Below are 24,662 nucleotides of genomic sequence, written 5' to 3' on the forward strand. Positions count from 1 at the left end.
TCTATGTCACTTAAGACAAAGAGCGATGAATGGAAGGAGCGTGTCTTCAAAATGATCGTCTTCTTCGCCATTCTCGGGGCGATAGTGCTTGGCGTGGGTGGCTGGTTTCTCAGCAAAACATTGAGCGATGCTCTAGCGCCAAACTTCGGTACCGAAACGACGACGACAACTACAACCACACCAGCTTCCACACCAGGCTCACCGGCTCATTAAATCGAAAACCTTTGAATCAGTTGCAACCAGTCGCAACTGCCGTAGCTCGATTACCGCTCGAAACAGCACTATATATGGTGCTCAATACGACGGTTTATTTTTTCCAGCGACCATCTATTGTTCATTAGTCACAGCAGAACTGCGCTTGTAAAAAAATTTCGGCAAGTAGCCATGATCATGCTCGAATTTCGACAGGTCATTAATATCGGATCGGGCTGACTCAATCTCAAGGGTTCTTCTTTCAGCAGCAAGCTTGGCTCGCTCTTCCCGGCTCGGTCCCGATACGGGCGTTGGCAGGTTGGATTGAACGTCATCAGGCACCTGAGCGAAAGACACTGTTGGAGCAATGGCAAAGATGGAAACCAATAGTAAGAGAGCTGCATTTAATGATTTCATGACCTATCTCCCGGACTCCGAGCTACAGATCTATAGTTGTACCGGAGTACAAAAATGTTCCCGAGTTGTCTGCAGGTCCTACCGGAGCTTGCACGGAGCAGATCGCCTGGTCATTTGTAGAGTGATTGAAACAAAACGATTGGAACGCCCTTTTCTCGCGAATTTTTCTTCGCTTCGACCGCAGCCGGCAAAAGCACTCCAAGAGTTTGACCGTCTTGCGGCAGGCTGGCCACGCCAACAGCAATAGAAAGATCGCCACTATTTTCGGCACCGCCAATAGTACTAGCTCTGACTTCTTCAACCAGCCTGCTGGCAAAGAAAGATGCGCTGTGGGCGTCAGTGTGCGGCAAGAGAACGCCAAATTCGAAGGTTCTGAAATGACCGAGCCAATCTATTTCTCGCTTAATCGAAGTGACTATGTCTGTCAAACCCTTGACGGCGCCGCCTGCAATAGGCTCAGGACCCTTTTCTTTATTGACCATCACATCGAATACCACTAAGGTGAGCGGTGAGCGCGTATATTCAAAACGGACGAACTCTTGTTCTAAAAACGAGAGAAAGAGCGGAAAAGGCAACATTCCAGACTCGGCACGCACGATGGATTTTTTGGCCGCTGACACCAATGCTTGATCGACTCCGATGCTCTCAAGCGCCGATTGTTTCGCTGCCAGAGTCGGCATGTCAGACATTTCCACGAGATTGCATGAAATCAGGTTGTACCAGAGCGGCACCCACTGAGACTTAAGCAGTGGTCTGATACGGAGGATCTCAGCAAATGTTTTTCGACTGTCTACAAGTTGGTACATCTGTTTCTGGAAAATCATGTCGAGCGGCGCGGCATCGCGCAGAGCCATCTCGAACTCTTGTTCTGAGATATTGGGGTTCTTACGACGCATGAAGGTGCTGAGCTTCAAGCCTCTCTTTGTCAGGAACTGGTGCTGATCGACAAGTGCAGCCCCTTCCATCAAAATAGCTTCCAGTCGCCTGTTTATACTGCGATCGGCGGTTCGTTCCATCGGGATGAAATTGAACTGCCCCTCATCCCAGGTAAGCAAATCCATTATGGCGGCATCGCCGATCGACTCCATCGATACGGCATGCACGGGCGTTCCCTCTTCAAAAAATACTGTTATGTCATAGGAATTACTGTCAACAACGAGCTTTCCAGTCATCTTGGTCATGCTGATTGATTGCAGCACACCCGAAACTTGCATTTCTTTCAAGCTGCCCTGCAACGACGATGCGGACGCGGCTTTTGGTTTTTCCGCAGAAACAGCTGAGGCTGACGGACTGGCGCCTGGTCTGGGCTCGAGCGGCACCCCACGCGTCTGGGCATCCTTTTCCAGCTCAGATTTAACCAGATCACTCAAGTCAGAGAAGCCAGCAGGCTTGCTGGGCGGCGCAGATCCACCGCTTGACTCCATCCAGACAAGATTGTTAATCAACTCCAGGTCGCCCGTGAGATGCTTCCACACGGTCACCGACTGAACTCCGATACCTGTAGTCAAAGTCCACTCAGGTACGCCCGTGTCCGAGCACGAAAGAGTATAAAGAGCGCCGGTCGCTTGATGAACCCAGGGTAGTTGAAATGTATTACCCGGTTGCCCCTGCGCCATGTTGAGCAATCTGCGCAGATCGCCTTCACTGGGATTCGTTCCGTCGGGAAGTATGGGGAGCTTGGTGACTTTTTTGGACGAGGGTCTATTCATTTAGCCAAGTTTCTGGGGCTGTTCATATGGCACTATACGCTACATACCAAGATTCCCGAGTAATAAGCGCGTCGAGCTCAGCAATTGCAGCGAATTTCCTATGATTTTAGCTGCCATAAAGTCTGATAAAGTTGAGCGGGCGCCCGTCAAAACAATAGTGATACGGTCCCAAACAGCCAACCCTGGTGCCGGCATTGATATCACATATGGTGCCAGCAGCGCCAAAGTTCAGCTCGAAGGTTTATCTTCACCGGGCTCGATTACTTCCACTACCATAGGCACGTTATCATCGACCTGAGTTTTGCCCGCTGCTCCGTCTACAATCAGCTTCGGCATCTTTCCGTCGGCTGCCATTTTTGCTTTCAACGCAGCCAGTTCATCTTCCATTTCGATGTGCTTATCTAACTGCTTGAATTTATCTTCCATGGCGCCACCGCCATTAAGCTCACGAATAGCCTCAGCACGCGCTTCTTTTTCATGAATCTTTTGCTCCCACTTATCGAGCCCGGAGCTGCCCGTTTTAGACATGAGCGAATCAGCTTTTACAACAGCATCACCGGCTTTAACTCGATTGATCATGTCGTTTTTACGAGCCTGAAAATCGCGCAACTTGCTTTCCATTTCTTGACACCGCTCTTTCAATGCGGCGGTATTCTGTTTCTGCGTCGTAACCTGAGCTTGCAATGACTGCAGTTTGACATTCTCTTCCTGCTTTTTCGCCAAACATTGCTTTGCCACATCGTCATTTCCGGCGCCGACAGCAACAGCAGCGCGCTTTTCCCAGGTGGTAATTTCCTCAGTGGCTTTCTGAATTTGCTTTTCCAACATCTTTTCGTTGGTTAGTGAGGCAGTCAGCGCCTCTCGCAATTTTTTGACGCCCGTCTCGAGCTCATTTTGCGCCTGCTCAGCCAGAACTTCCGGGGTTTCCAGGGAGCTCATGCTCTTGTTGAACATGGCGTTCATAATATTCTTGAGACGATCAAACATCAGCCAGCTACTCCACTAAAAGGACGGCCTATCCATGATAGCAGTAGTTCCGGAACCTTAAAGGGGATTGCCACAGAATCTGATTCTGTCTGGCTTCAGAGCCTATCTGGCGCCCCTTCCAGGCTAATTAGCAAGTGCTCTTTCGATTATTGGAATCCACGCCTCATAACCGGCATGGGTCATGTGCAAATGGTCGGGTCCGAAATATGAGGCTCTGAGCTGATTATTTTTGTCGCGCATTGCCGAACGCACGTCAATGAAGTGCAATTTCGGATCTGTCTTGATGAATTCGGCTATTAACTGATTGCCGCGATCGAAGACGTCTTGCATTGAGATTCGACTGGGTGCGACGCTCATCGAAATAAAGTAGATATCAGCGCCCGGCGCATCTTCTTGCGCCATTCGCACAAAAGCCTTGTAGTCGTCGCAAACTTGTTGAGCCGTGTGTCCCTCAGCGATATCATTTGTGCCTGCATAAAAAACAATTCGCGAGGGATGTAAATTGGCCATCAGCCGCTTTTCATAATGGTTGATTTCGGCAATAGTAGAGCCTCCGAAACCTCGATTGACAGGATGCAATTTGCGCAGATCTTTATTCAGTGTTTCCCATCGTGTAAAAGTCGAACTGCCGATGAAGACAGTCTGTCCCTGCGGCGGCGGATTTTTCTTGTCCTTGTTTTCATAAGCAATAATCTCACTCTCGAATCGGTCCAGTCCGCGACTGGTCTCGGCGCCAGAGGACGGAGCGGTCAGATTCAAAAGTAGCAGTACAACGAAACCTGCAGCGACAAATACTGCATGAAGAGTGCTTTTCGCCAATTTCACGATGACAACCAGAGAGGGGAACGAAAGTATCTTAACGGCTTGAAAACACCAGGGACGGTATCAGCCCGACTCCTCTTAAACCCCTTAAAGAAGTAGACGAAGCGCACACCCATGCACCTCGCCCACTGCCCCTGAGAAAGAGTATTTAATTGCACCTCAAGGTGCATTATTTAAACCTATTGAGGATAACCCCATGCACTTGGGAGTCCGCTGCGGTGACCCGTGGTCAGACCGCCCGATTGAATTCCTGTGCCAATGTAGTGGCTTGCATCGAATCCAAAGAATGGTGGAATGCCAACCGATCCTTCGTCACCATAAATCATATCGGCGCTGCCACCAGCATTTCTGACGAAGCTGTCAAGCTTGGTTGGAGGTAAGCCGCGACCACCGCCAAAGACTTTGTCGAGAGGCACAGTCTGCGCGAGAGGCAAATTCAGCGTGCCCATGCCGTTCCGACTGGCTAACTGCTTGCCTGTGTGTTGAGAATCGCCATATGTTTGTTGCCCGGGGGCTTCGTTGGTTGCGTACGAGCCGCGTCCGTAAACTCCACCGTCACCCGATGAACTGCCTGCATTGCCTGCCGAACCATCCCAGGTTGCAGCTTGAGCCTGCATGTCGAAATCGCCGTAAGCACCGCCGGCACCGAAGTTGCCGAAAGATGAGCCACCGACGTTATCGGCAGATTGCGCAAGAGTGGCTGGAGCAGAAGCAAATAGTAATCCGGCGCAGAGCAAAAGCTTGCCGAGCAAGCCCCGGCAGTTAGAGCGTTTCATCTTCGTACCTCAGTGTGGAACGACCACTGGTAATTTGGACAAGTCTATATTCTCAATCTGTTGTTACCGAGTCGTTACTAAACCAGAAAAGAGAAAAGATTTTTGGGAGAAGTCGAGTTGCGGAGTCCGAGATTATCGAAGCATCCGGAACGCCCTACACCCCTTCGTAAAGGGCGTCCCGGCTCTTCAATGATTAGAGTTTCGCAGAAGAAAGTGTCTAAATTGTTTCCTTTTTCGAGCCTGTTCGATTCATCTAATGAGAGCGCAATAAGACCGTTCCAACCAGATCATTTATCTTGAAGTCGGAAGGACCACCATTTGCCCCCAGTAAAACGGATTTGTCTTCCTGAAGTCCAACGCTGCGCCCTGAATATGCATGCTTGCCGCCGGCAATCTCGACGTAGCGAACTTCACCGCCGTTCGCCATTTGTTCTGACGAATAAACCTTTTCAGTTACACCCGGATGGAGTTCGGTGACTGAAGGATCGCCTTTGAAACCGTTGGTTTCGGTGTATCGAGCTATTTGCGCCATTGGCTCTGAGCTTTCAATGCGCTTGTGGCCCAACCTGGAAAGAATTTTGGTCAGGCCACCTGCACCACCGGTAATTGGAATGGTCGGATCTTCGGTTCCATGCACTATCAAGACATCCATTCCCGGCACAGGTGGATGTTCTCGACCGATGATTGTTCCTTCAACAGAACCGATTCCTTGTATTACGTCCTTGCCTAGTTTTGCAGCGACATTGTGACTGACATTGCCGCCCTCAGAAAAACCAACAAGCACTGACCGATCAGTATTGAGCAAATCCTTAACACGACTGTTGACGTCGGCAATGAAACGAGTGTCGTCAATGGGAGCTTTGGGAACGAGCCAGTGACCTGGAGTGAGGAATCCGGCTCCCTCAGACTGCCAGGAAGACAGTTTCGCGCCTGGTACAAGATTGAATGAACCAGCGTGCGGGAAAGCACCGATATCACCGGTCTTATCGACCAGAGCACCAAGACCGTTTGTTCCAGCCATTCCAGGCTGCTTATTGACGAGAATACCATCGAGACCAATCAGAAGGTTACGCTTAGAATTTGATTCGAAATCAAACCCAGCCGGCAAATGTAAATCAACACGCCGCCACAGTCCATCGCTTTTGATTTTGAACGGCGACGTCTCACCAGGCACAGCTGAGCGCAAGTTTGCTTCATTAAGTTCAGGCAGCCCTTGAGTTGAACCTGGACGCCAACCAAAGTATTGGCTGCCCTTTGCGTGAGCTATTCCGCCGGCAGTCGAGGTCAAGGCTAAGTCAAAAGCAAAGCGTCCAAGACTGTCATCAACAATATTTTTGTTGTGCTCAAAATTCTTGCCAGTATGCCAGGTATCGGCTACAGCTCCGACAAGGGCGGCACCATTATGCAGCACTTCACTCCCAGCTGAGATGAGCATCGCCGGCGTCACGACTCTGGAAACGGTCCAAGCCATACCGGGCTGTCGGGAAATACAAGTGAGTGCAAGTGTGCTTGCTCCTGCCAGAGCAACTTTTGACGCTGTTTCACCAATATGTTCAGGACTGAAAGCCGCCGCGGCTGCACGTGGAATAGAGGTGAGCGCTGAGTGCGCGAGCTGCGCCTCTCTCTCCCATGCACCTTGAGAATGAGACTCCGCAAAGCTTTGTCCACTATCTGCACCCAGGTCACTGAGCAATAGTGAGTGGCTGCCGCCATTTGGTTTCGCAGCAAATTGGCTTAATTCCAGCATTCTTAAACTCCCGACTGATCGCATTTAGTTTATGAACGATGGGGATAAAACAGGAATAAAACAGGAAGCGGGAACTACGACGAATCTGAAATTTCCCCGTCCGCGCGCCAAGGAAATGCCAAAACTTTTCCCTAACATCTGAATCGTCAGGTTTGGAGGTTTCACGGCATGAGCGACAAACACTTGGGGCGTATCGAAAACAACGGCGAGTCAGGCAAACTGCAACAATTTTCGCAGCCCTGGACGCCGCAAATGATGACGCCAAAGTTGGATTTGTCCGGTGCCGGCTCCAAAATGCCCAGCGAATTTGGCGACTTCCAGCTTGTCGATAACAGTGTCAACGCCAGTGGCAGTGAGCTCAATCAGACGCGCCAACTGCTCAAGGGCTCAGCCGTTATCAAAAACAATGTTGAAGCAGCGCCAGCCTATGAATCTGCTTATACACAGCGAGCCAGAGCGGACTATCATCATCAGCCATTGCACGCCGGTGCCATCGATCAACACCTTGGCGGTCAAAGACATCACCAGCAAAGACAAAGTAGCGATGTATTAACTGGATCGACGACAATACCCAAATCACAAACTCCTGACGGCATCATCCCCAGTGAAACAGTGAACACCAATCTTCCGGCGTCTGCCTATCGCGAAGGTGCCTACTTCAGCACAATACTGCCCATTCCCGCTGAAAGAAACAAATCGAACTATTATAATGGTCTAGCAGAAGCACATTACGATCACGGTCACTTAAAAGGCGTGCCTGTACATGTCGTGAACGGTCAGGTGAGATCGCACCTTGACCACGAAGTGGACATTCCTTTGCATAGACGAAATAAGTGAAAAAGAGTAATAAATCACTCGCCGTTTTTACACTGATACTACTTGCAGTATCAACAAACGCTATAACCACTGCCGCACATGCTGAAGCGGATCATCTCGAGAAAGCACTTGTTCTCAAAAGATCGGGAAATTTAAAAGGTGCGCTCGAAGAATTTGAAAAGGCACTGCAGAAAGATCCCAACGACAACGTGGCGCTGATTGACAGGGCTCTCATGCGCTTCGATTCCTTAGGAGATCGTCAGGGCGGTTTTGACGATATAAATCAGGCTCTAAAAGTGAATATGATTGATGCCGTTGCCCTGCGCACGAGAGCCGATTTCAAATCAGAAACGGGAGATACTGCCGGCGCTCTGGCAGACTATCGAGAAGCGCTCAAATGGAGGCCGAACGACGCGCTATCTTATGCCAACCGCGGTATCTTATACGAACAAATCGGAAAAAACGGATTAGCTCTTTCTGACTTCTCCCGAGCAATAGCTCTAAGCAACGATCTGACCGCTCAATTCAATCGCATCAGACTGTTAACTGATAAGAATGCAGCGCTTGCAAGCTACGCTAAACTGCTCAGGTGCAAAGCCGTCACCCCCAGTGATTATCTCGCCCAATCCAATGCGCACGCCTATTTTGGATACAAAGAGAAGGCGATCGCACTGCTCAACCTGGCACTCAAAAATGATGCATCATATTCAGTGGCATACTACAACCGTGCCGTTTTGCAGGCTCAACTCGGCGACGATAAAGCAGCTCTGGCAGACTACAACAAATACATCGAGTTGAACCAGAACAATCCCAAAGCTTATTACAATCGTTCCTTACTGAGAGAAAAAATGAACGATCGAGAAGGCGCGATGAACGACCTGAAACGGGCTCTGGAACTGGAACCGCAACTCAAATTGCGCCAGGCGAATCCGACTCCGTTCAGCTTGATGCTCAGTTGAGCATGACATGCTTCACGTTCACGGTCACCACAATAGCAACTGATTGGTAAGGTCAATTCTTCTTGAGACAATGATCACAGCTTCGCAGAGGCACGTCTCAACCGGTCCCAGATTCCTTCCCAGTGAGGGTCAACCGGCGGCGTTTCAACAAGTATGCGATCGAGTTTCAACCCATCCAGTTGGCGCAAATTCTGGTAAAGGTCACGCGCAAAGATTTCGGGATCAGTCTCAGCAACGATCCAGTTACAGCAACCAGGGGCAACTGAAAGTGATAAAACGGCGGTGCGATTCAAGTCTTCCGCCTTGCCACTCACTATCTGCTGCAAATCTTCCGCACTGACAAGCTTCAAAGGAGTGCTTGGCGCATAGTGACTGGCAAGATCACCAGGCGCTCGTGTCACAGATGAAGGCTCCGCCTGTTTATGAGCAAACAACACCTTACCTATAACAGCTTCTATGCGAGCCTGATCGATCATGCCCGGGCGCAGAATCATCGGTTGCTCTCTGGAAAGGTCAACAATGGTCGACTCAATTCCTACGGCACAGGGACCGCCATCAAGCACAAGTGATACTTCATCTTTGAATTCAGCTCTAACATCTTCGGCTCGAGTTGGACTTAATCTGCCAAATTTATTTGCCGAGGGGGCGATGATGCCGCCGCCGAACGCCTTCAACAGCTCCAATGCGAGGGGGTGTGCGGGCACTCGCAGACCGACGCTTTTTTGACCACCTGTAATTTCATCGAGTACATGATCGGCTTTCGGCAAAATTAAAGTAAGGGGACCCGGCCAGAATTTTTCAGCCAGCTGAATTGCTTCAAAAGGTACTGAACTAGCCCATTTCGAGAGTTGATTGCTGTCTGCCAGATGAACGATTACGGGGTGATTGGTCGGACGCCCCTTGGCGGCGTAAAGTCTGGCAACAGCTGCCGGATTCGAGGCATCAGCGCCCAATCCATAGACTGTCTCGGTGGGAAAAGCTACAAGCTCACCGCTCTGGAGCAATCGCACCGCATGTTCTATGATGGTCATATCCTCTTTCATCTTTTGCCTCTGCAAAAGTATATTCTGGATGCGGCTAAAATGGCGCTCTTGCGCGCTATTTGCAAAACTCCTCAATAAAACCAGGTGTCAATGTTGGAATACAGTCCCGCCGACGAAGAAATATACGAAGAATGGCGGCGGCCCAAGCGCGAGAATGGCGTACAGGTAGCCGATGCATTTCAGGAAATACAGGAATTCGCATATCGTTCATTTGAAGTAATGGATAAGGATAGTGACGGCTTCGTTTCGCGCACTGAACTGAATTATTTTCTCAATTCCAGCGCCACCAGTGCACGCGCCAAGTCATTTATCCGCTTTATGCTCTATCGGCTCGACGACATCAAAAAGGCTTTCGTTGAAGACATAAACCCTGATACCGATGGAATTTCCCGCGGCGACATCAGAGAATACTTCGACAAACTGCAGTTTAACGGTTGATTTCTAAAGCTTTCCGCGCAAAGCCCAGGGATTTGCCGTAACGATTTCAACGTCGACAAGCTGACCGATCATTGATGCGTCGCCATCGAAATTGACGATTTTGTTTGTACGAGTGCGCCCCATCAATCGTTCAGGGTGTCTATCGCTGCGACCTTCTACGAGAATCTCTTCGCGTCTGCCCACATAACCCTTATTGATCTTGTGAGCGACTTCGCTGACAACAGAATTCATAAAGCGAAGCCGTTCAAATTTCTCCGCATCCGGTAGCTGTCCATCCCAATCCGCAGCAGGAGTATGCGGGCGCGGCGAGTAGGCAGCCGTATTGACTGCGTCGAATCGCAACTCCTCAATCAAATTTATAGAGTTCATGAATTCTTGCTCGGTCTCGCCGGGAAATCCAACGATGATATCTGAGGTGATGGCAGCATCAGGCATCTTGCTGCGTATTTGCTCAATCACGCGTTTGTAGAAATCGACGGTGTACCCCCTGGCCATGCGGCGCAAAATGCGATTGTCGCCAGACTGAATGGGGAGATGGAAATATTCGCACGCACTTTCAACATTCTTGACGGCATCGATATCTTCCACTTTCAAATCGCGCGGATGCCCGGTCAGAAAGCGAATGCGCTTGATCTGTTCCATGGTGCCGATTCGTTCAATCAGATGCCCCAGATGCAGCTTCGGTTCAAGATCATGACCGTAAGCCGTAACGTTCTGTCCAAGCAAAGTCACTTCTTTATAGCCGCCCTGAGCAAGTGCATTCACTTCCTCAACGATGGCGTCTGCCGAGCGACTCTTTTCGCGTCCGCGCACAAACGGAACGATGCAATAAGTACAGTTGTAATCACAACCATAAATCACGGAAACCCAGGCGCTGACATCGCTCTGACGAATGACCGGCACTTCCGGCAAATCTTCAGGCAGTTCCTGAAACACCTCACAAACAGATTCACTGTCGGACTGCGCTTTTAAAACCAGATCGGGCAGGCGATGCAAATTATGCGTCCCGAAGACCACATCAACATAAGGAACACGTTTAAGCAGCTTAGCGCCTTCGTCTTGAGCAACGCAGCCGCCCACCGCAATCATTGAACCCGGTCTTTTGTCTTTGATCTTCTTCCAGGCGCCCAGGTAGCTGAACACTTTATCTTCGGCGTTCTCGCGAATAGCGCAGGTGTTCAAAATCATCAGGTCGGCTTGCTTAATGTCATCAATCTGCGCGTAACCGATGTCATCCAGAAGACCCAACATATGCTCAGAGTCGGATTTATTCATCTGACAGCCAAAGGTTTCGATATAGACGGTCTTTCTGGCAGTCGCCTTTTCAGGCGGCGCAGCAATGTATGTAGCGCTCAATTACTTCGCTCCGACAATTTCAACTCGGCAATTTCAACCGGCAAGAGGCGCGATTTCCGCCTCAACCGAGAACTATCAAAGGCAGCAAGCTGCCCGACCTATCAGCATACTATACGCCCGGCGATGTGTATCAGCGCGACTAGTTGTAATTTACGGGTCTTCTCAGCTCTTCAAATTCCCGCACGCGAGCCAGGAAAGTGTCGTATGAACTGCGGATCCACTGCAATTTTTCATCGTGCAGTTCGGGCGCGACAAGGTTCTCGTACCGTCTTGGAAAAACTACAAAATGATCGCCGTTGCGATCTGTCTCAATCGTCAAATCTAGATTTCTGACTGGGTTTTGTACCGGCATCTTGTCACCACTGCTGTATTTGAGGACTTGGCAATTTATCCTAGGTTACCCTTGTAATCTGAGAATGGCCATAAGTTTTCATTCATTTTAAAACGGACGAGCTGGAGCCAAACTCTTGACAACACGAATTAATACTGACTGACAGCAACTGAACGCAACCTACTGTGCACCATATCTGATACCGGGAGCGAAATTCGATTGCTCGAAAAGCAGCGATTTCACAGCGTTCCGTGAATCCAAATGTCGCCTGCGAGCATTTCGGTTGTGACAGACTTCAACTGCCAGGCATCCGCTAAGGACACACTGCTATCCAATTGCAATGCAGAAATAGCTTCTCTGTCACCAAGAAATTTTGTCGCCACAACCCAATAGACTTCATCGACCAGGCCTGCTTGCATGAGGCTTCCAGCCAGTTTGCCACCACCTTCGCAAAGAACCGAATTGACTCCTTGTTCAGCTAAAAACTGCAAAGCAGAATTTATATTAACGTTGGCATTTGTAGCGGGCAAAACTACAAGTTCAACCGCTTGCGGATATGTCGAAGATAGAGAGTGCATCGATTCTTGCAAGGTCAGCAAAAAAGTACGGGCGCCGGTTTCGACCGTGCAAAAACGAGAATCAGGCTTGAGCTCGAGACGCGAATCGATAGCCACTCTGACAGGATTACGAGCACCTGGAATATCGCGCACAGTCAACTCGGGGTCGTCTAACTTAAGAGTATTGCCGCCTATTAATACGGCATCGAATTTGTTTCTCAACTGATGCACTTTCTTGCGTGACTCCGCATTGGTCACCCAGCGACTGCTGCCTGTGCGATCGGCAATGCGACCATCCAGAGTCAATGCCATTTTCAGACACACCCAGGGACGATTTTTGGTTATGCGACTGATAAAGCCGCGATTCAGCCACTCTGCTTCTTTCTGCAAAACGCCCACTGTAACGTCGATTCCGGCTTGTCTGATTTGGGCAAGACCTTGCCCTGCCACCTTGGGATTGGGGTCGACCATGGCGGCAACTACTCGCTTGACACCGCTTTCGGTGACAGACTGACTACAAGGAGGTGTTTTGCCGAAGTGACAGCAAGGCTCCAGTGAGACATAAAGAGTGCCTTCTTTAGCCCGTTCGCCCGCCTCCTCGAAAGCATAAACTTCAGCATGAGGAGTGCCCGATTTTTTGTGAAAGCCTCGACCAACAATTTCACCGTGCGCGTCCACAACCAGAGCGCCGACCATGGGGTTGGGATGCGTGCGTCCCTCGGCTTGCTGAGCCAGATCCAAACAAATCTGCATGAACGACTGATCTCGTTCAACTAAGCGTGGATCGTCACTCACCGGTCTGCTCACTAACCGAAAAAGACGGAGGCGACTTTATACAGTTCCATGTCTAAAGTTTTCATCGACTCTGTCGCGTCTGACAGAGGAACATCGACGATGCGATTATTTTGCAATGCCACCATTCTTCCGAATTTTTTCTCGGTGACAAGGTCTACGGCCGCTACACCGAACCGGGTGGCTAACACTCTGTCATAAGCAGTCGGCGAGCCGCCACGCTGGATATGTCCAAGCACCATCGCTCTTGTCTCGAATCCCGTTTCGTTTTCAATCAGCTTTGCCAATCGATCGCCTATGCCGCCAAGCCTCTGAGGAATCTCAGGATCGATATCTTCGGCTCCGGGCGTACCGTTATCACCTTCCAGCTTAGCGCCCTCAGCGACCACGATAATGGAGTGATCCTTGCCGCGGGCGTGACGCTTTTTGATCGCTTCGGTGATGTCGTGCAGCGCAATAATTTTCTCAGGAACCAAAATGAAGTCTGCACCACCAGCGATACCACCATAACAGGCGATCCAGCCGGCATTGCGTCCCATCACTTCACAAACGAGTACCCTGTTATGAGACTCAGCCGTTGTGTGCAGCCGGTCCAGCGCATCGGCGACAATGTTTACGGCAGTATCGAAACCAAACGTGAAGTCTGTGGCGCTCAAGTCATTGTCAATTGTTTTGGGAATGCAGACAACGTTGAGTTTGTGCTCGTTGAACATTCTCAAAGCGACCTGGCAAGTCTCGAGACCACCGACGACTATCAGTCCGTCCAGATTGTTCTTTTTCATCGACTCCATAATCAGCTCAGGACCGCGGTCGAGAGTAAAGGGGTCGATGCGAGAAGTTCGCAAAATCGTACCGCCACGCTGAATTAATCCATCCGTCGACTTGAGCGTCAGGGGCATGACCATGTTCTGCATCGGTCCGCGCCACCCTTCCAGATATCCGACCACTTCACCGTTGTGCTCTTTCATGCCGTGCCGCACTACAGCTCGGATGACAGCGTTCAATCCAGGACAGTCACCGCCTCCCGTGAGTATTCCCATTCTCATTGTGTCTGCATCTCCTAGATCTCCCGGCTCAACTGGAGCCACACCGTTCGTACCTGATCAGCATCTCGACGGCAAGAAGCCAAGATGCTCTGCGACTCGGGATATAAGTATATGGCGGATCCTGGCTTGAACTAGGGCTCTGTGACGTAAAGCTTTTTGACATGTTCTTTCATCTACTAAATTAAAGCTTCCAAAATATCGCCGGATGCGCGCAGATGTTCATCTACTCTTATGAGATGACATGGCTGTGCACAGTGCGCGGCCAGGCGGGACAGAGCGCCCGCGGTCGCGAATTGGACGTGCGAATGCAGAACGTCGGGAGGACTGGACATTGAACTTATATGAGTACGAAGCAAAGCGAATTTTCCAAGACCACGGAATTGCGGTTCCACCTTCGGTTCGCATTACCAAGCCGGAAGAGCTGAGAAAAGTTCATCTCGGATTTCCGCTTACACTCAAGTGTCAGGTGCTCTCTGGCGGCAGAGGCAAGGCAGGCGGCATTAAGTTCCCCAAAGACCTGAAAGAAGGCGAAGCCATCGCCAAAGACCTGCTCGCCATGACCATCGGCGGCTCGAAAACAGAAAGTCTGCTGGTTGAACCGAGACTGAGCATTGCCCGCGAACTCTACATGGCTGTCGTCCTCGACCGCGCCGCCGGCTGCCCGATTTTCATCGCCAGCGCCGACGGCGGTGTTGAAATCGAATCGTCGCACAATGTAGTGACGATGCCGATTCCTTATCCATTCCACTCATTCGTCGGCAGAGAGCTAGCGCAAAAGCTCGGACTGTCCGGCAGCTTGCTCACCAAAGTGGCCGACGTCGCCAACAAGCTTTACAAACTCTTTGAAAGCAAAGACCTCGACCTGGCAGAAATCAATCCGCTCGTGATCACAGAAGGCGAAGATGTAATCGCTCTGGACGGAAAAATTACTGTCAACGACGACTCAATCGGTCGCCAAAAATACTTTGACGGTTGGCAAGAAAAGCACCTCAGCGATCTGAGCCACCTCGAACAACGCGCCAAACTGGCTGACTTGAACCTCGTCGAGCTGGAAGGCAACATCGGTATTCTCTGCAACGGCGCCGGCTTGACAATGGCCACCATGGATATGGTCAAGGCATTTGGCGGCGAGCCTGGAAACTTCCTCGACGTCGGCGGCGGCGGCGACCAGAAAAAGACCCTGACGGCGCTCGAAATCGTCAATGAAAATCCAAAAGTCGAAGTTATCTTATTGAACATTTTGGGCGGTATCACCGCTTGCGACGAAGTCGCCGGAGCACTTGTCGAATTCATGAGCAAGCATCCAGAGCGAACAATGATTGTCAGGCTGCGCGGAAATAATCAGGAGAAAGCAGAGCAGATACTGGCCAAGTCAGGTCTGAAACTCTATCCGGATCTGGAAGATGCCGTCAAAGAAGCAGTCGCCAAGTCGAAAGTCAAACAGCCAGTCGGCGCCAAAGCGTAAGGAGAAACACTGTGATTCTGGTAAATAAAGATACGAAAGTGATCGTACAGGGCGCTACCGGCAAAATGGGCTCAGCGCATACGAAAAGAATGATCGATTACGGCACGAAGATTGTCGGCGGTGTGACACCCGGTCGCGGCGGCAGCGAAATTCACGGACTACCTGTGTTTGACACAGTTGCCGAAGCAGTACAAAAAACTGGTGCAACCTGCTCCGTTATTTTCGTTCCACCTTATCTGGCGTTAGATGCAGGTTACGAAGCACTGAACGCCGGCGTCTCATTGCTCGTGCTCATCACTGAAGGTATACCGCCACAAGATACAGCCAAACTCGTTGCTGCAGTGAAAGCCAAAGGGGCAAAATTAATCGGACCGAACTGCCCTGGAATCATCACACCAGGAGAGAGTTTGATTGGCATTTTGCCAGGCTCTATCTTCAAATCAGGACCAATCGGAATGGTCAGCAAGAGCGGTACTCTGACCTACGAAATCGGACTGGCTCTGACTGATGCAGGACAGGGTCAATCAACCTGCGTCGGTATCGGCGGCGACCCGGTCAAAGGCCTGGACTACCCCGAAGTGCTGCAAATGTTCGAAAACGATCCTCAGACTGAAGTAATCGTTTTGATTGGTGAAATCGGCGGCAACGCTGAAGAAGAAGCGGCAGTGTTCATCAAAAAGAACATCAAGAAACCTGTGATTGCGTATATCGCCGGACAGACCGCACCTCCAGGAAAGAGAATGGGTCACGCTGGTGCAATCGTATCTGGTGGCAAAGGAACAGCTCAATCGAAGATTGAGGCTTTCGAAGCTGCAGGCGTTAAGGTCGCTAAGACACCAAATGAAGTGGCACAAAAAGTGGGCGAAGCACGCAAAACGCTGACGCGCGCTTAACAACCAGATCGCTGCTTGAAGCGGTACGGGAAAACCAAAAATCAAGAGAAAGCGTGCAGGTTGGCTGCACGCTTTTTCAATGGCAGCGGTTTGCCTGCTTGTCTGCCGGGGGCGCCCTATTGCCGGATCGTTTTTCATTAAAGACCTAAAAAAGGTCCATTTTTACGATAGACTGAGTTTGGCGGTCCAGATGAAAGGTCGTCCAGCCACCCGGTCGGTAAGAAAAAAAATGCCGTCCGCCGCTTAAGAACTCGCGGATACCATGGAATTCAGGAAACAGTAATGACTGACGCAGCACCCAGCCTGACCAGCACTCCGGTAGACAAACCCAAACGAGCTCTGGTGCTGCCCGGTGGCGGCGGACGCGGAGCCTTCCAGGTCGGCGTCGCCAAGGCATTACTCGAAAAGGGAATCACGTTTGATTTCGCATACGGTACGAGCATAGGTGGAATCAACGCCACACTGATTGCACAGGGTGCGATCAAGAGACTGGAAGAACTCTGGAGTTCTATTCGGGCCAGAGACATTTTCCATTTGCCATCGGCCGGGTTGATTGGTCGACTGGTGTTGGGACACAAACTTGGTTTGCTCGACACATCCCCACTGGAAGAGATTCTGCGTCGCGAAATCAACTTGCAAAAGCTGAAAGCAAGCAGCACGAAAGTTGGACTATGCACCACAGACTTATGCAGTCTTGAGACCCGTCTGATCAGCATCGACGAGATTATGTCGACGAACGAACTAATAGATATTTTGATGGCGACATCAGCAATTCCTATGGCGTTCCCGCCCAGGCACATTCACGGCAGCGGGCTGTGGGTAGACGGCGGGCTGGTGCGCAACACGCCGATGGAAACTGCTATCCACATGGGTGCAGACGAAATCTTTATGGTGCTCTTGCATCCAGAAAAGATCAATGTCTGCCCGACCAATATGTTTGAGGTTCTGGTGCGTTGCCTCGATATCGTGCTGGATGCATCAGCACGACGCGAAATTCAATCAGCCGAACTATACAACCGATTGATTGCTGCAGGCTCAATAGAATCGCAAGGACGCAAGAACGTCAACATCCGTGTGTTTCAACCGCGCCGTGCCGTCAATACGACCCTGCTGGAGATTGATCCGGAAAGATCTCGCAAACTCATGAAGCAAGGCTACGAAGAGGCACTCGAACAGCTCGCCGACTACCCTTCTGAAACGCCTGCCAGAGCTTGTTAAATCAGTACTGAAAACCGTTTTTGCGAAGATGCACCATGGCCTCGTCTTCAATGTTGAGACCGGCACCATCTACGATCTCACCGATGACAAGGCTGTGATCACCCGCCGCCACCAGATCGTGAACCTGGCACGCCATATAAGCAATTGCGTCTGGAAAAACAGCAGCAGCAGCTCTTTCCATGTCGACAGAGAGCCCCTCGAATCTGTTCAGACCTTCGGTGTGCGGTCTGGCAAAGCTTTTGAAAATGTCCATATTCTTCTTGGACAGAACATTCACCACAAATGGTGCTCCTTTCTTCAGTGTCTGAAGAACAGGTCGATCATTTTTTACAGCCAGAGAGAGCATGGGTGGCTCAAAACCAGCCTGAGCAATCCACGTAGTCAACATACCATCGGGAACACCGTCATGCTTGACAGTGACGACGTAGACACCACTGGCGATGCGACCAATGGCCCGGCCTATACTTTCTCTCTTCTCATCTGTTGCCGCTGCAGTCATTATTCCTCCACTTGAATTTAAATCTACACTGTGCGTGACGCTCAGCAGGTCATGCATGAACTTAAAAGCTTACTGCGGCTTCTTCTCGGACGACGTAGAAGTAGGTGTCAACAAAACTGCATCGCTACTTCTGCCGTTAGACGGTCTCAGCTCCACTTTCTGATTTGCCGATGACGACTGCTGAGTGGTTGTTGAATTTTCCGGTCTCCGCACTAAGCTAGTTTTTTTTTCAATGGGACGGCGCCTGCCTTTGCGCCGGAACCACAACATTATTACCCGAGCCAGTTTGTTTGGATCGTGATGACCGCTCAAAGTCGAACTGAGAACGGCACGGCGCACAGGCACAACTGCCAGCTTACGCAGGCGGTCCGGGTCGTAACGCACGGGCACCGAGGCACCATGATGTTCATCACTGTTGCTCACAGTCGGGATCTCGTCATTAACGAGGACGGCGTTTATATAACGATATCCAGATTGCGGAGGTGCACCGGCATGCTTGAGCAGGGCTTCGACATGATCGGCGACAGAGTAGTTTGTGGTCTCACCCTGTTGCGTCATAACGTTGCAGACGTAGATTTTTCTCGCTTGCGAATCACGCACAGCTTCCGGAATACCCCGAATCAAAAAATTTGGGATGACCGATGTGTAGAGACTGCCCGGACCGAGGACAATCAACTCCGCTCCGAGAATTGCCTCAATCGCCTCAGGCGTCGCTTCCGGGCTCTCCGGCTCGCATCTGACGCGCAGAATCTTTCCATTTGCAGCCGGAATGCGAGACTCACCACGAATTTGCTGACCGTCTGCCATGTCGGCGACAAGCGTCATGTTGCTCAATGTCGAGGGCAATACCTGGCCGCAACTGTTCAAAACGCGGCTTGCAACCCTGACTGCCTCCAACATATCGCCCTTAGTGATCTGACTCAATGCAGTCAGAAAGAGATTTCCGAAGCTATGCCCTTCCAGACCTTCCCCCGCTTCAAACCTGTATCGAAACAGTTCTGTAACTAATTTTTCTTCGTCTGCCAGCGCAGTAATACAGTTACGAATATCGCCCGGAGGCAGAACACCAAGTTCTTCACGCAGTCTGCCCGAACTGCCCCCGTCATCACCGACGGTGACTATGGCGGTGATGTTGTTGGTGAAGGCTTTCAAACCTTTAAGCAGGTTAGCCAACCCGGTGCCGCCGCCGATCACAACCACACGAGGTCCGCTGGCCAGATGCCGCCTTCTGAACAGAACGTCTGGTATCGATTCTCTGTCGTCCGGCAAGTAAGCACCGAGCACAGACTGCGTCATCTTAGTGATCGCCCAGAACAAGAAGAGTCCGCCTGCGACAATCGCGATCACACCTGAAATACGGTACGGCAAAACCTTTGTCACATATTTGAAGACGTCTTCGACAAAGTTGACTGAATTGAAAATCGGGTGATACCCAAGCAGCAGAGCAACACCAAAAATAATGATGCCGATGCCGAAGACGATGAAGACAATCCATCGTTTCAAGCCAGGAAGCAAGAGAGCCTTGATGCGACGTTCCAGAGGGGTCTTCTTAGCCATAATTACTTTGCACCATCAGCAGTGCCGGCATCAACAGTCTTATCCAACTCTCGATGCTGTTTTACAACCTTATAGTCAGGATATGATGCAGCCAGCTCATCGGCAAGCTTTTCTACAAGCGTGGCGGAGCGATGCTGTCCACCTGTGCAACCAAATGCAATGACAAACTGGCCAACCTTCAGCTCTGCCATTTTCGGCAGCACTTTTGCCAGCAGACCCTTCATCGACTCGAGAAAGTCCTGCGCCAGCTCCTGCTCGAGCACATACTGCTGAACGGCATTATCTCGGCCGGTCAGCGGTCGCAACTCTTCTACCCAATAGGGATTCTTCAAGAAGCGCACATCGAAGACGATATTGGCGAGCGGAGGTGGTCCCTGCTTATACCCGAAGGACGTAATGATGATTTGCAAACCATCTTCCTTACTTTTGCTGGAAGACGTTTTTCGATTTTCCAGTTCTTTAGTTGATTTTGATGACATGGTCGCAGTATAGGCTCACTTACAGGCTATTGCAAATTCAGACTTTAGAGTGTTCATCACTTAAATTATACGAATGTTGTGCGCCAATATCGTTTAAAAATTCCAGTAAGCCGCCGCCTTTGATGGATTTTTCAATGTCATGCGCGGAACAAGCTTCAATCACCCAACCGTTTGGTGCGGTCAAACTGATCAAAGAGAAACCACAGATATGGCAGACGCGGTCTGGGATGCGGGCTTGTGAAAGCCCCTTCAAATCTTGATTGAAGTAGCGATTAACGTACAAATCCGGCTCGAGCTTCTGCAGCTTGCGTTTCCAACCCAGCATGATATGGGTCAAGCCTGAGAGTGTGTCACTTCCATTGAATGGGAATGGCACAAAAGCTTTTCGACTTTTATCAGCACACACGACTAACCGACTACAGGCTGTTGTTGTGATTGTTTCGTTGAGATGATGTGCCCGCTCGATGCGGCAATTTTGTCTTGCAGCTTTTCAATGTCACCATCAGCGAATCCATGTTTGGTCATCTCGAGATCTCGGACAAGGTTATTCACAGCCTTGTTGATGAACAGCTCGCCATCGAGATGGTCGATCTCATGTTGTATAGCGCGGCAGAGCAAATCGCCCTCCGCCTCCAATTTCTGGTCGCGTCCCTGCACGTTTTGATAGCGAACAACAATCTTGTTGGCTCTCTTTACTTCAAAATAGACACCGGGAAAACTCAGACAACCTTCCAAACCGACCAGCTCGCCTTCTTTGTGCACGATCACCGGGTTAATGAATACGATTGGTTTTCGCTTTTCATCTTCTCCGGCTACGTCGATAACCATGAGCCGCTTGGAAACGCCGACTTGCGGAGCAGCCAGTCCGACGCCATCGTTTTCGTACATCGTGTCCAACATGTCTTGAGCCAACTTGCGGGTCGAAGCATCAAAACTGCTAATTTTCTTGGCCGGGGTTTTGAGAACCTCATCAGGAAAGTATCTCAGCTGCAGTTTGGACATTTCGAAATTCCTCCTTTCGTGCCCAGAACCTAGATCTCATGGGCTTCTTCGCCGATATTACCATAGACTTGCCAAGATTACACTGCCCACTCTCTAATGCTCGAGCGCGGCAAGCGTCTGCCGGGTAGAATTATGGCCGGTACCTGGTAAACAGGATCGGGAATGTTGCGCAATTGTGCGAAATAAGCAGTAGAGGAAACGATGTTGAAATACAAGACCGTTCAAAGACTCGTCTGGGGCCTGCTTCTGGGATTGTCAGCGAGCACGACCTGGTCCGCAGCTGCTCTGGCAGATTCGCTACCGGCACCTCGCAGACACGCCTTCGTCGCATCCGACAGAACCCGCCTGATGGCGGAAATCTACTCCGCTCCCGGCGACAAGGCGCATCCATGCGTTATCCTCGTTCACCAGCTAGGACGAACAAACGCTGACATGAAACCACTGGTTGCACCGCTTGTAGCGGAGGGCTTCACAGTAGTTAACCTTGACATGCGAGGGCACGGTGCATCGCAGAGCCGGCTTACAGGCGGCAATTTTCCATACACCAAATTCACTAACGCAGACTGGCAACAACTGCCGTTCGACTTGCGAGTCGTATTGAAAAACATGGTCACGGTACCAAACATCGACGTACAAAAATTTGCTCTGGTGGGCGCCTCAATCGGAGCTAATGCCTCGATTATTCAAGCCCGATTGGCCTCCAATGTTGAGGCGGTAGTGATGCTCTCTCCGGGAGTGGATTTCCACGGGCTGAAGCCAGCCGAGTCGATGGCGGGCTATCACAAACCAGTCTTGTTGGTCGCCGCCAAAGACGATACTTATTCGGCCGAATCTGCCACCCAGTTGAGTAAGATGAACAAAAAATCGAGCCTGGACATTCTTCCACAGGGCGGGCACGGCTCTCAAATGTTCGCAGCCCATCCTGAACTAGCCAAACAAATCGCAACATGGCTGCACAAAGCGATGTCTAAATAATGCAAAACAGACGTTTATCGGCGGCGATTGCCGCACTAATATTTAGTTCCTCGAACGGCTGTGCAATAGCAGCCGATTGGGGCTATGACGAAAGCAAACAACCGACAGAGCTTAAAGCATCGCCCGCCAAGTCACTTCAGCCGCGTTCCGGCAACCCGTTCGCTCGTACAGCCGCACCAAAAGCGGTGCCAAAGGCGGAGAGCGCCTCGCCAGAAACTCTCGAAGGAGCTTCTGCAGGCAGTGCACAAGCACTCGTACCACTGAAAGCATCGCCAGCAGCTTTGACCGCCCCAGCTAAGCCGACCGCGCACCCGCCAGCGAAGCCATCCTCAACTAAGTCCACAGCCAGGGGCAGCACGCCCACACCGACAGCAAAGTCCCGGGCGGCAGTTTCACCGGGGAAAAGTAATGGCGCAATTGAAGATTGGATTGAACTGTTTGAGCTTGTCTCGAAAGAGCAAGTTACAGCGGAGCAAAAAGCCAGATACAGAGAAGCTCTTGCACACAAACTGACAACCGAGCGCGGCGCGGAAGTATCACAAATAACCACCTTCTGGCCGGAAGTGCGCGGCAGAATCAAAAACAATGAAGACGAGAAAACCGCCTTTGCCTCCCTCTTCAGAGCCCTGTTGCGCTTTGTACTGAAATCTAAAAATGTGACGGAAGATGATTCAACCATCCTGAGCGAACTACTGGGTCCCGAAAGAATTTCGGTCCCCGGAGATCCACCTCTCACGGAAGATTCAGTTGATGCATACGGCGACATGGCTTGCTTCATGTATGAACAGTCGCACCCTGGCAAATCAGTTGACGCTATCGACAACAGAACAGTTTTTGCCTCGGTAATTGCCCGCAAGTATTCCGAGGCACCAACTGAGAAAGATAAGCGGGCCATGTCCAATTTTTCGTTGAGTTGGGCCAAGTTCAAAGTGATGTGGTTGGCCGCTAATGAAAGCGATCGCAAGCAGCTGTACGAACAAATTGCCATGGGCAAGCCACCCGCCAGCGATATCAAAGATCCGTTAGTGACGGCAATTTTCGCCAATGGACCCTGGCGCTGATTCACTAACAGTTCGCTCGCTATCAGTTTTTTTATCAAATTCTGGCAAAGCGCAATCTCAACCAAACCATCTCGGGGCTGGACTCAACTGGCGGCGAAATTATTTCAACTTGATCTGCAAACCCACACAACTGAGCCATACTTGCCCGGCACAAGCGGCAAACTGCTGATTTACCAGACCGAGAAGATCGCGATATGTGCGAGCCAATTTATGTTGAGGCACTATACCCCAACCCACCTCATTGGTGACAACTATAAAATGCGTCGTCGGTTTGGACTTCATCGACTCCAACAAATCGGCGGCTGCAGTAAAAATTGCCGCTTCCAACTCGGGCAGAGCAACTGACTTCTCATCCAGCGAAAGAAGCATATTCGAGACATATAGAGACAGGCAATCGACAAGGCACACCGAGGTAATTTCGGGAATCTCGGAAACAGCGCGATGAACCGCCAACGGCACTTCAATTGTCTTCCAGGACTGCGGACGACGGGCACGATGTCGTTTTATTCTCTCGACTGCCTCAGTATCTTCGGCAATTTCCTCCATAGTGGCGACGTATAGAACCGGGCCGCCATCAGCGTTTGCCAGCGACTCGGCGAATGCAGACTTGCCGGAACGCGCACCGCCCGTGATGAGCGTCAAATTCTTGACATCAAGCAACGGACTCACAGTTTCCACTTTCTGATCACTCCAAAACCTTGCCTAAGCTGCATGAAAAGCCTATTCTATAAGTCGAGTCTGGGGAATTCAAACAGAATATGCCAAAAAAGACCATCAAACAAGTCGCTACCGACAGCAATGAGTATGCAGCAATCGGCGACCGTGCCGTGTTGGAGATGTACCAGGCATTCATGGCCGGCTATGTCAAAAGGATAAATGATGCTACCTTCGGAGTCACCATAGGTGGAGTCAGGATCGGATCAGCAAAATATACGCGATTGGCACAAATAAATTTACGCAGCCGAGTGATCACATTCTCACGCTTCGCCGTCGAAAATGTTCCCGAAAGAGGCAGACGCTATCTTGTGCTTCACGAACTCGCACACGTCAAGGAATTCAATCACAATTCGAAATTCTGGGCACACGTAGAACGCTTTGAGCCTGAATACAGAAAAGTGGGTAAGGCATTGCAGTCGGCTTTTTCAAAGAATGTCAGAGAAGAGCAACAAAAGAGGGTTCTCGAACTCCTTAAAAATCCAGTCGACGGACAGCTCGAGACATCAGCGAAGATTCTCGGCGCCCGATTGATGAACAACAGAACCATCGAATCGCTCCTCCTTACCTCTCGATCTGAGGAATATTTGGGCGAAGAAGAAGCGGGCGAGAGTTACGAATGTATGGAAGACGAATTCAGCCTGTGGGACGACAGCCACCACGGCACCATAAATGGTGGCTCAGACGATGATCAGGAGTGATCGCTGAAGACGGCGTGGAGCACAGGCACACGAAGCATTGAGATCAGATTAGCAACTGGCTCGAATACTCAAGAGGTGTTTATAGCCAACTCGACTATTGTAAACAAACG

The 24,662-nt window shown here is 50.6% G+C and carries 27 protein-coding genes; 10 read left to right on the forward strand and 17 right to left on the reverse strand.

Translation table 11 applies throughout. The features are described 5' to 3' along the window. Positions 1-3 precede the first annotated feature (3 nt). A complete protein-coding gene (locus tag EKK48_07395) occupies positions 4-213 on the forward strand; it encodes a hypothetical protein (protein RTL44102.1) in 210 nt (69 codons plus the stop codon). Positions 214-327: 114 nt separating this feature from the next. On the opposite strand, the gene EKK48_07400 is transcribed toward EKK48_07395, so the two are convergent. From EKK48_07400 to EKK48_07425, 6 genes are all read right to left on the reverse strand, one after another. Then, the gene (locus EKK48_07400; protein ID RTL44103.1) at positions 328-609 is read right to left on the reverse strand and encodes a hypothetical protein; all 282 of its coding nucleotides are present in this window, start codon (positions 607-609) and stop codon (positions 328-330) included. A 110-nt stretch (positions 610-719) separates the two neighbouring features. After that, positions 720-2,318: a DUF4388 domain-containing protein gene (locus EKK48_07405; GenBank protein RTL44104.1), complete on the reverse strand. Its 1,599-nt coding sequence runs from the start codon at positions 2,316-2,318 to the stop codon at positions 720-722. A gap of 228 nt (positions 2,319-2,546) precedes the next feature. Further along, positions 2,547-3,305, reverse strand: coding sequence for a PspA/IM30 family protein (locus tag EKK48_07410; protein RTL44105.1), 759 nt, complete (start codon positions 3,303-3,305; stop codon positions 2,547-2,549). 123 nt (positions 3,306-3,428) lie between these two features. Then, a complete protein-coding gene (locus EKK48_07415) occupies positions 3,429-4,160 on the reverse strand; it encodes a hypothetical protein (GenBank protein RTL44106.1) in 732 nt (243 codons plus the stop codon). A 146-nt stretch (positions 4,161-4,306) separates the two neighbouring features. Next, complete coding sequence (locus EKK48_07420) at positions 4,307-4,903, reverse strand: hypothetical protein (GenBank protein ID RTL44107.1); 597 nt, start codon at positions 4,901-4,903, stop codon at positions 4,307-4,309. A gap of 253 nt (positions 4,904-5,156) precedes the next feature. Then, entirely contained in the window at positions 5,157-6,650 is a 1,494-nt protein-coding gene (locus EKK48_07425) for a hypothetical protein (protein ID RTL44108.1), read from the reverse strand. Between the two features lie 168 nt (positions 6,651-6,818). Here EKK48_07425 and EKK48_07430 point away from each other — a divergent pair, with 168 nt between their 5' ends. Both EKK48_07430 and EKK48_07435 read left to right on the forward strand, forming a co-directional pair. Further along, a complete protein-coding gene (locus EKK48_07430) occupies positions 6,819-7,487 on the forward strand; it encodes a hypothetical protein (protein ID RTL44109.1) in 669 nt (222 codons plus the stop codon). Then, positions 7,484-8,425 (forward strand): tetratricopeptide repeat protein, encoded by a 942-nt coding sequence (locus EKK48_07435; protein ID RTL44110.1) that lies wholly within the window; start codon positions 7,484-7,486, stop codon positions 8,423-8,425. The genes EKK48_07430 and EKK48_07435 overlap by 4 nt, the downstream gene beginning before the upstream one ends. 74 nt (positions 8,426-8,499) lie before the next feature. On the opposite strand, the gene EKK48_07440 is transcribed toward EKK48_07435, so the two are convergent. After that, complete coding sequence (locus tag EKK48_07440; protein ID RTL44111.1) at positions 8,500-9,468, reverse strand: threonylcarbamoyl-AMP synthase; 969 nt, start codon at positions 9,466-9,468, stop codon at positions 8,500-8,502. Between the two features lie 90 nt (positions 9,469-9,558). Here EKK48_07440 and EKK48_07445 point away from each other — a divergent pair, with 90 nt between their 5' ends. Next, positions 9,559-9,906, forward strand: a complete 348-nt coding sequence (locus EKK48_07445) for a hypothetical protein (GenBank protein RTL44112.1) — start codon at positions 9,559-9,561, stop codon at positions 9,904-9,906. 3 nt (positions 9,907-9,909) lie between these two features. Here the strand turns inward: EKK48_07445 and miaB are convergent, their stop codons facing one another. From miaB to EKK48_07465, 4 genes are all read right to left on the reverse strand, one after another. Then, entirely contained in the window at positions 9,910-11,181 is a 1,272-nt protein-coding gene (gene miaB / locus EKK48_07450; protein RTL44168.1) for a tRNA (N6-isopentenyl adenosine(37)-C2)-methylthiotransferase MiaB, read from the reverse strand. 220 nt (positions 11,182-11,401) lie between these two features. Further along, on the reverse strand, positions 11,402-11,614 hold the full coding sequence (locus EKK48_07455) for a hypothetical protein (protein ID RTL44113.1): 213 nt from the start codon (positions 11,612-11,614) through the stop codon (positions 11,402-11,404). Between the two features lie 218 nt (positions 11,615-11,832). After that, complete coding sequence (gene ribD, locus EKK48_07460; protein RTL44114.1) at positions 11,833-12,945, reverse strand: bifunctional diaminohydroxyphosphoribosylaminopyrimidine deaminase/5-amino-6-(5-phosphoribosylamino)uracil reductase RibD; 1,113 nt, start codon at positions 12,943-12,945, stop codon at positions 11,833-11,835. 11 nt (positions 12,946-12,956) lie between these two features. Then, positions 12,957-13,988 (reverse strand): 6-phosphofructokinase, encoded by a 1,032-nt coding sequence (locus EKK48_07465; GenBank protein ID RTL44115.1) that lies wholly within the window; start codon positions 13,986-13,988, stop codon positions 12,957-12,959. Between the two features lie 241 nt (positions 13,989-14,229). On the opposite strand from EKK48_07465, the gene EKK48_07470 reads away from it, so the two are divergent. The 3 genes from EKK48_07470 to EKK48_07480 all read left to right on the forward strand — a co-directional run bounded on the left by EKK48_07470 (position 14,230) and on the right by EKK48_07480 (position 17,564). Further along, positions 14,230-15,453, forward strand: a complete 1,224-nt coding sequence (locus tag EKK48_07470) for a succinate--CoA ligase subunit beta (GenBank protein ID RTL44116.1) — start codon at positions 14,230-14,232, stop codon at positions 15,451-15,453. Positions 15,454-15,464: 11 nt separating this feature from the next. Continuing rightward, positions 15,465-16,346 (forward strand): succinate--CoA ligase subunit alpha, encoded by an 882-nt coding sequence (gene sucD, locus EKK48_07475; protein RTL44117.1) that lies wholly within the window; start codon positions 15,465-15,467, stop codon positions 16,344-16,346. A gap of 282 nt (positions 16,347-16,628) precedes the next feature. Then, positions 16,629-17,564: a patatin-like phospholipase family protein gene (locus EKK48_07480; GenBank protein RTL44118.1), complete on the forward strand. Its 936-nt coding sequence runs from the start codon at positions 16,629-16,631 to the stop codon at positions 17,562-17,564. 1 nt (position 17,565) lies between these two features. On the opposite strand, the gene EKK48_07485 is transcribed toward EKK48_07480, so the two are convergent. From EKK48_07485 to def, 5 genes are read right to left on the reverse strand one after another with little or no spacing between them, the layout of a single operon-like run. Then, on the reverse strand, positions 17,566-18,120 hold the full coding sequence (locus EKK48_07485) for a flavin reductase (GenBank protein RTL44119.1): 555 nt from the start codon (positions 18,118-18,120) through the stop codon (positions 17,566-17,568). A gap of 12 nt (positions 18,121-18,132) precedes the next feature. Next, positions 18,133-19,620, reverse strand: coding sequence for a YvcK family protein (locus EKK48_07490; protein RTL44120.1), 1,488 nt, complete (start codon positions 19,618-19,620; stop codon positions 18,133-18,135). A gap of 2 nt (positions 19,621-19,622) precedes the next feature. Continuing rightward, positions 19,623-20,099 carry a hypothetical protein gene (locus EKK48_07495; protein ID RTL44121.1) on the reverse strand — a complete coding sequence of 159 codons (477 nt, stop codon included), beginning with the start codon at positions 20,097-20,099 and terminating at the stop codon, positions 19,623-19,625. 37 nt (positions 20,100-20,136) lie between these two features. After that, entirely contained in the window at positions 20,137-20,475 is a 339-nt protein-coding gene (locus tag EKK48_07500) for a hypothetical protein (protein RTL44122.1), read from the reverse strand. Between the two features lie 32 nt (positions 20,476-20,507). Next, positions 20,508-21,101 carry a peptide deformylase gene (gene def, locus EKK48_07505; GenBank protein RTL44123.1) on the reverse strand — a complete coding sequence of 198 codons (594 nt, stop codon included), beginning with the start codon at positions 21,099-21,101 and terminating at the stop codon, positions 20,508-20,510. Between the two features lie 201 nt (positions 21,102-21,302). Between def and EKK48_07510 the strand changes: the two genes are divergently transcribed. Continuing rightward, a complete protein-coding gene (locus tag EKK48_07510; GenBank protein RTL44124.1) occupies positions 21,303-22,076 on the forward strand; it encodes an alpha/beta fold hydrolase in 774 nt (257 codons plus the stop codon). Then, on the forward strand, positions 22,076-23,137 hold the full coding sequence (locus tag EKK48_07515; GenBank protein RTL44125.1) for a hypothetical protein: 1,062 nt from the start codon (positions 22,076-22,078) through the stop codon (positions 23,135-23,137). The genes EKK48_07510 and EKK48_07515 overlap by 1 nt, the downstream gene beginning before the upstream one ends. A 99-nt stretch (positions 23,138-23,236) precedes the next feature. On the opposite strand, the gene EKK48_07520 is transcribed toward EKK48_07515, so the two are convergent. Continuing rightward, positions 23,237-23,797 (reverse strand): bifunctional adenosylcobinamide kinase/adenosylcobinamide-phosphate guanylyltransferase, encoded by a 561-nt coding sequence (locus EKK48_07520; protein RTL44169.1) that lies wholly within the window; start codon positions 23,795-23,797, stop codon positions 23,237-23,239. Between the two features lie 98 nt (positions 23,798-23,895). Here EKK48_07520 and EKK48_07525 point away from each other — a divergent pair, with 98 nt between their 5' ends. After that, positions 23,896-24,552 (forward strand): DUF45 domain-containing protein, encoded by a 657-nt coding sequence (locus EKK48_07525; protein ID RTL44126.1) that lies wholly within the window; start codon positions 23,896-23,898, stop codon positions 24,550-24,552. The last annotated feature ends 110 nt before the right edge of the window (positions 24,553-24,662 follow it).

This window comes from Candidatus Melainabacteria bacterium, from assembly GCA_003963305.1.
In the GTDB taxonomy this organism is placed as follows: domain Bacteria; phylum Cyanobacteriota; class Vampirovibrionia; order Obscuribacterales; family Obscuribacteraceae; genus PALSA-1081.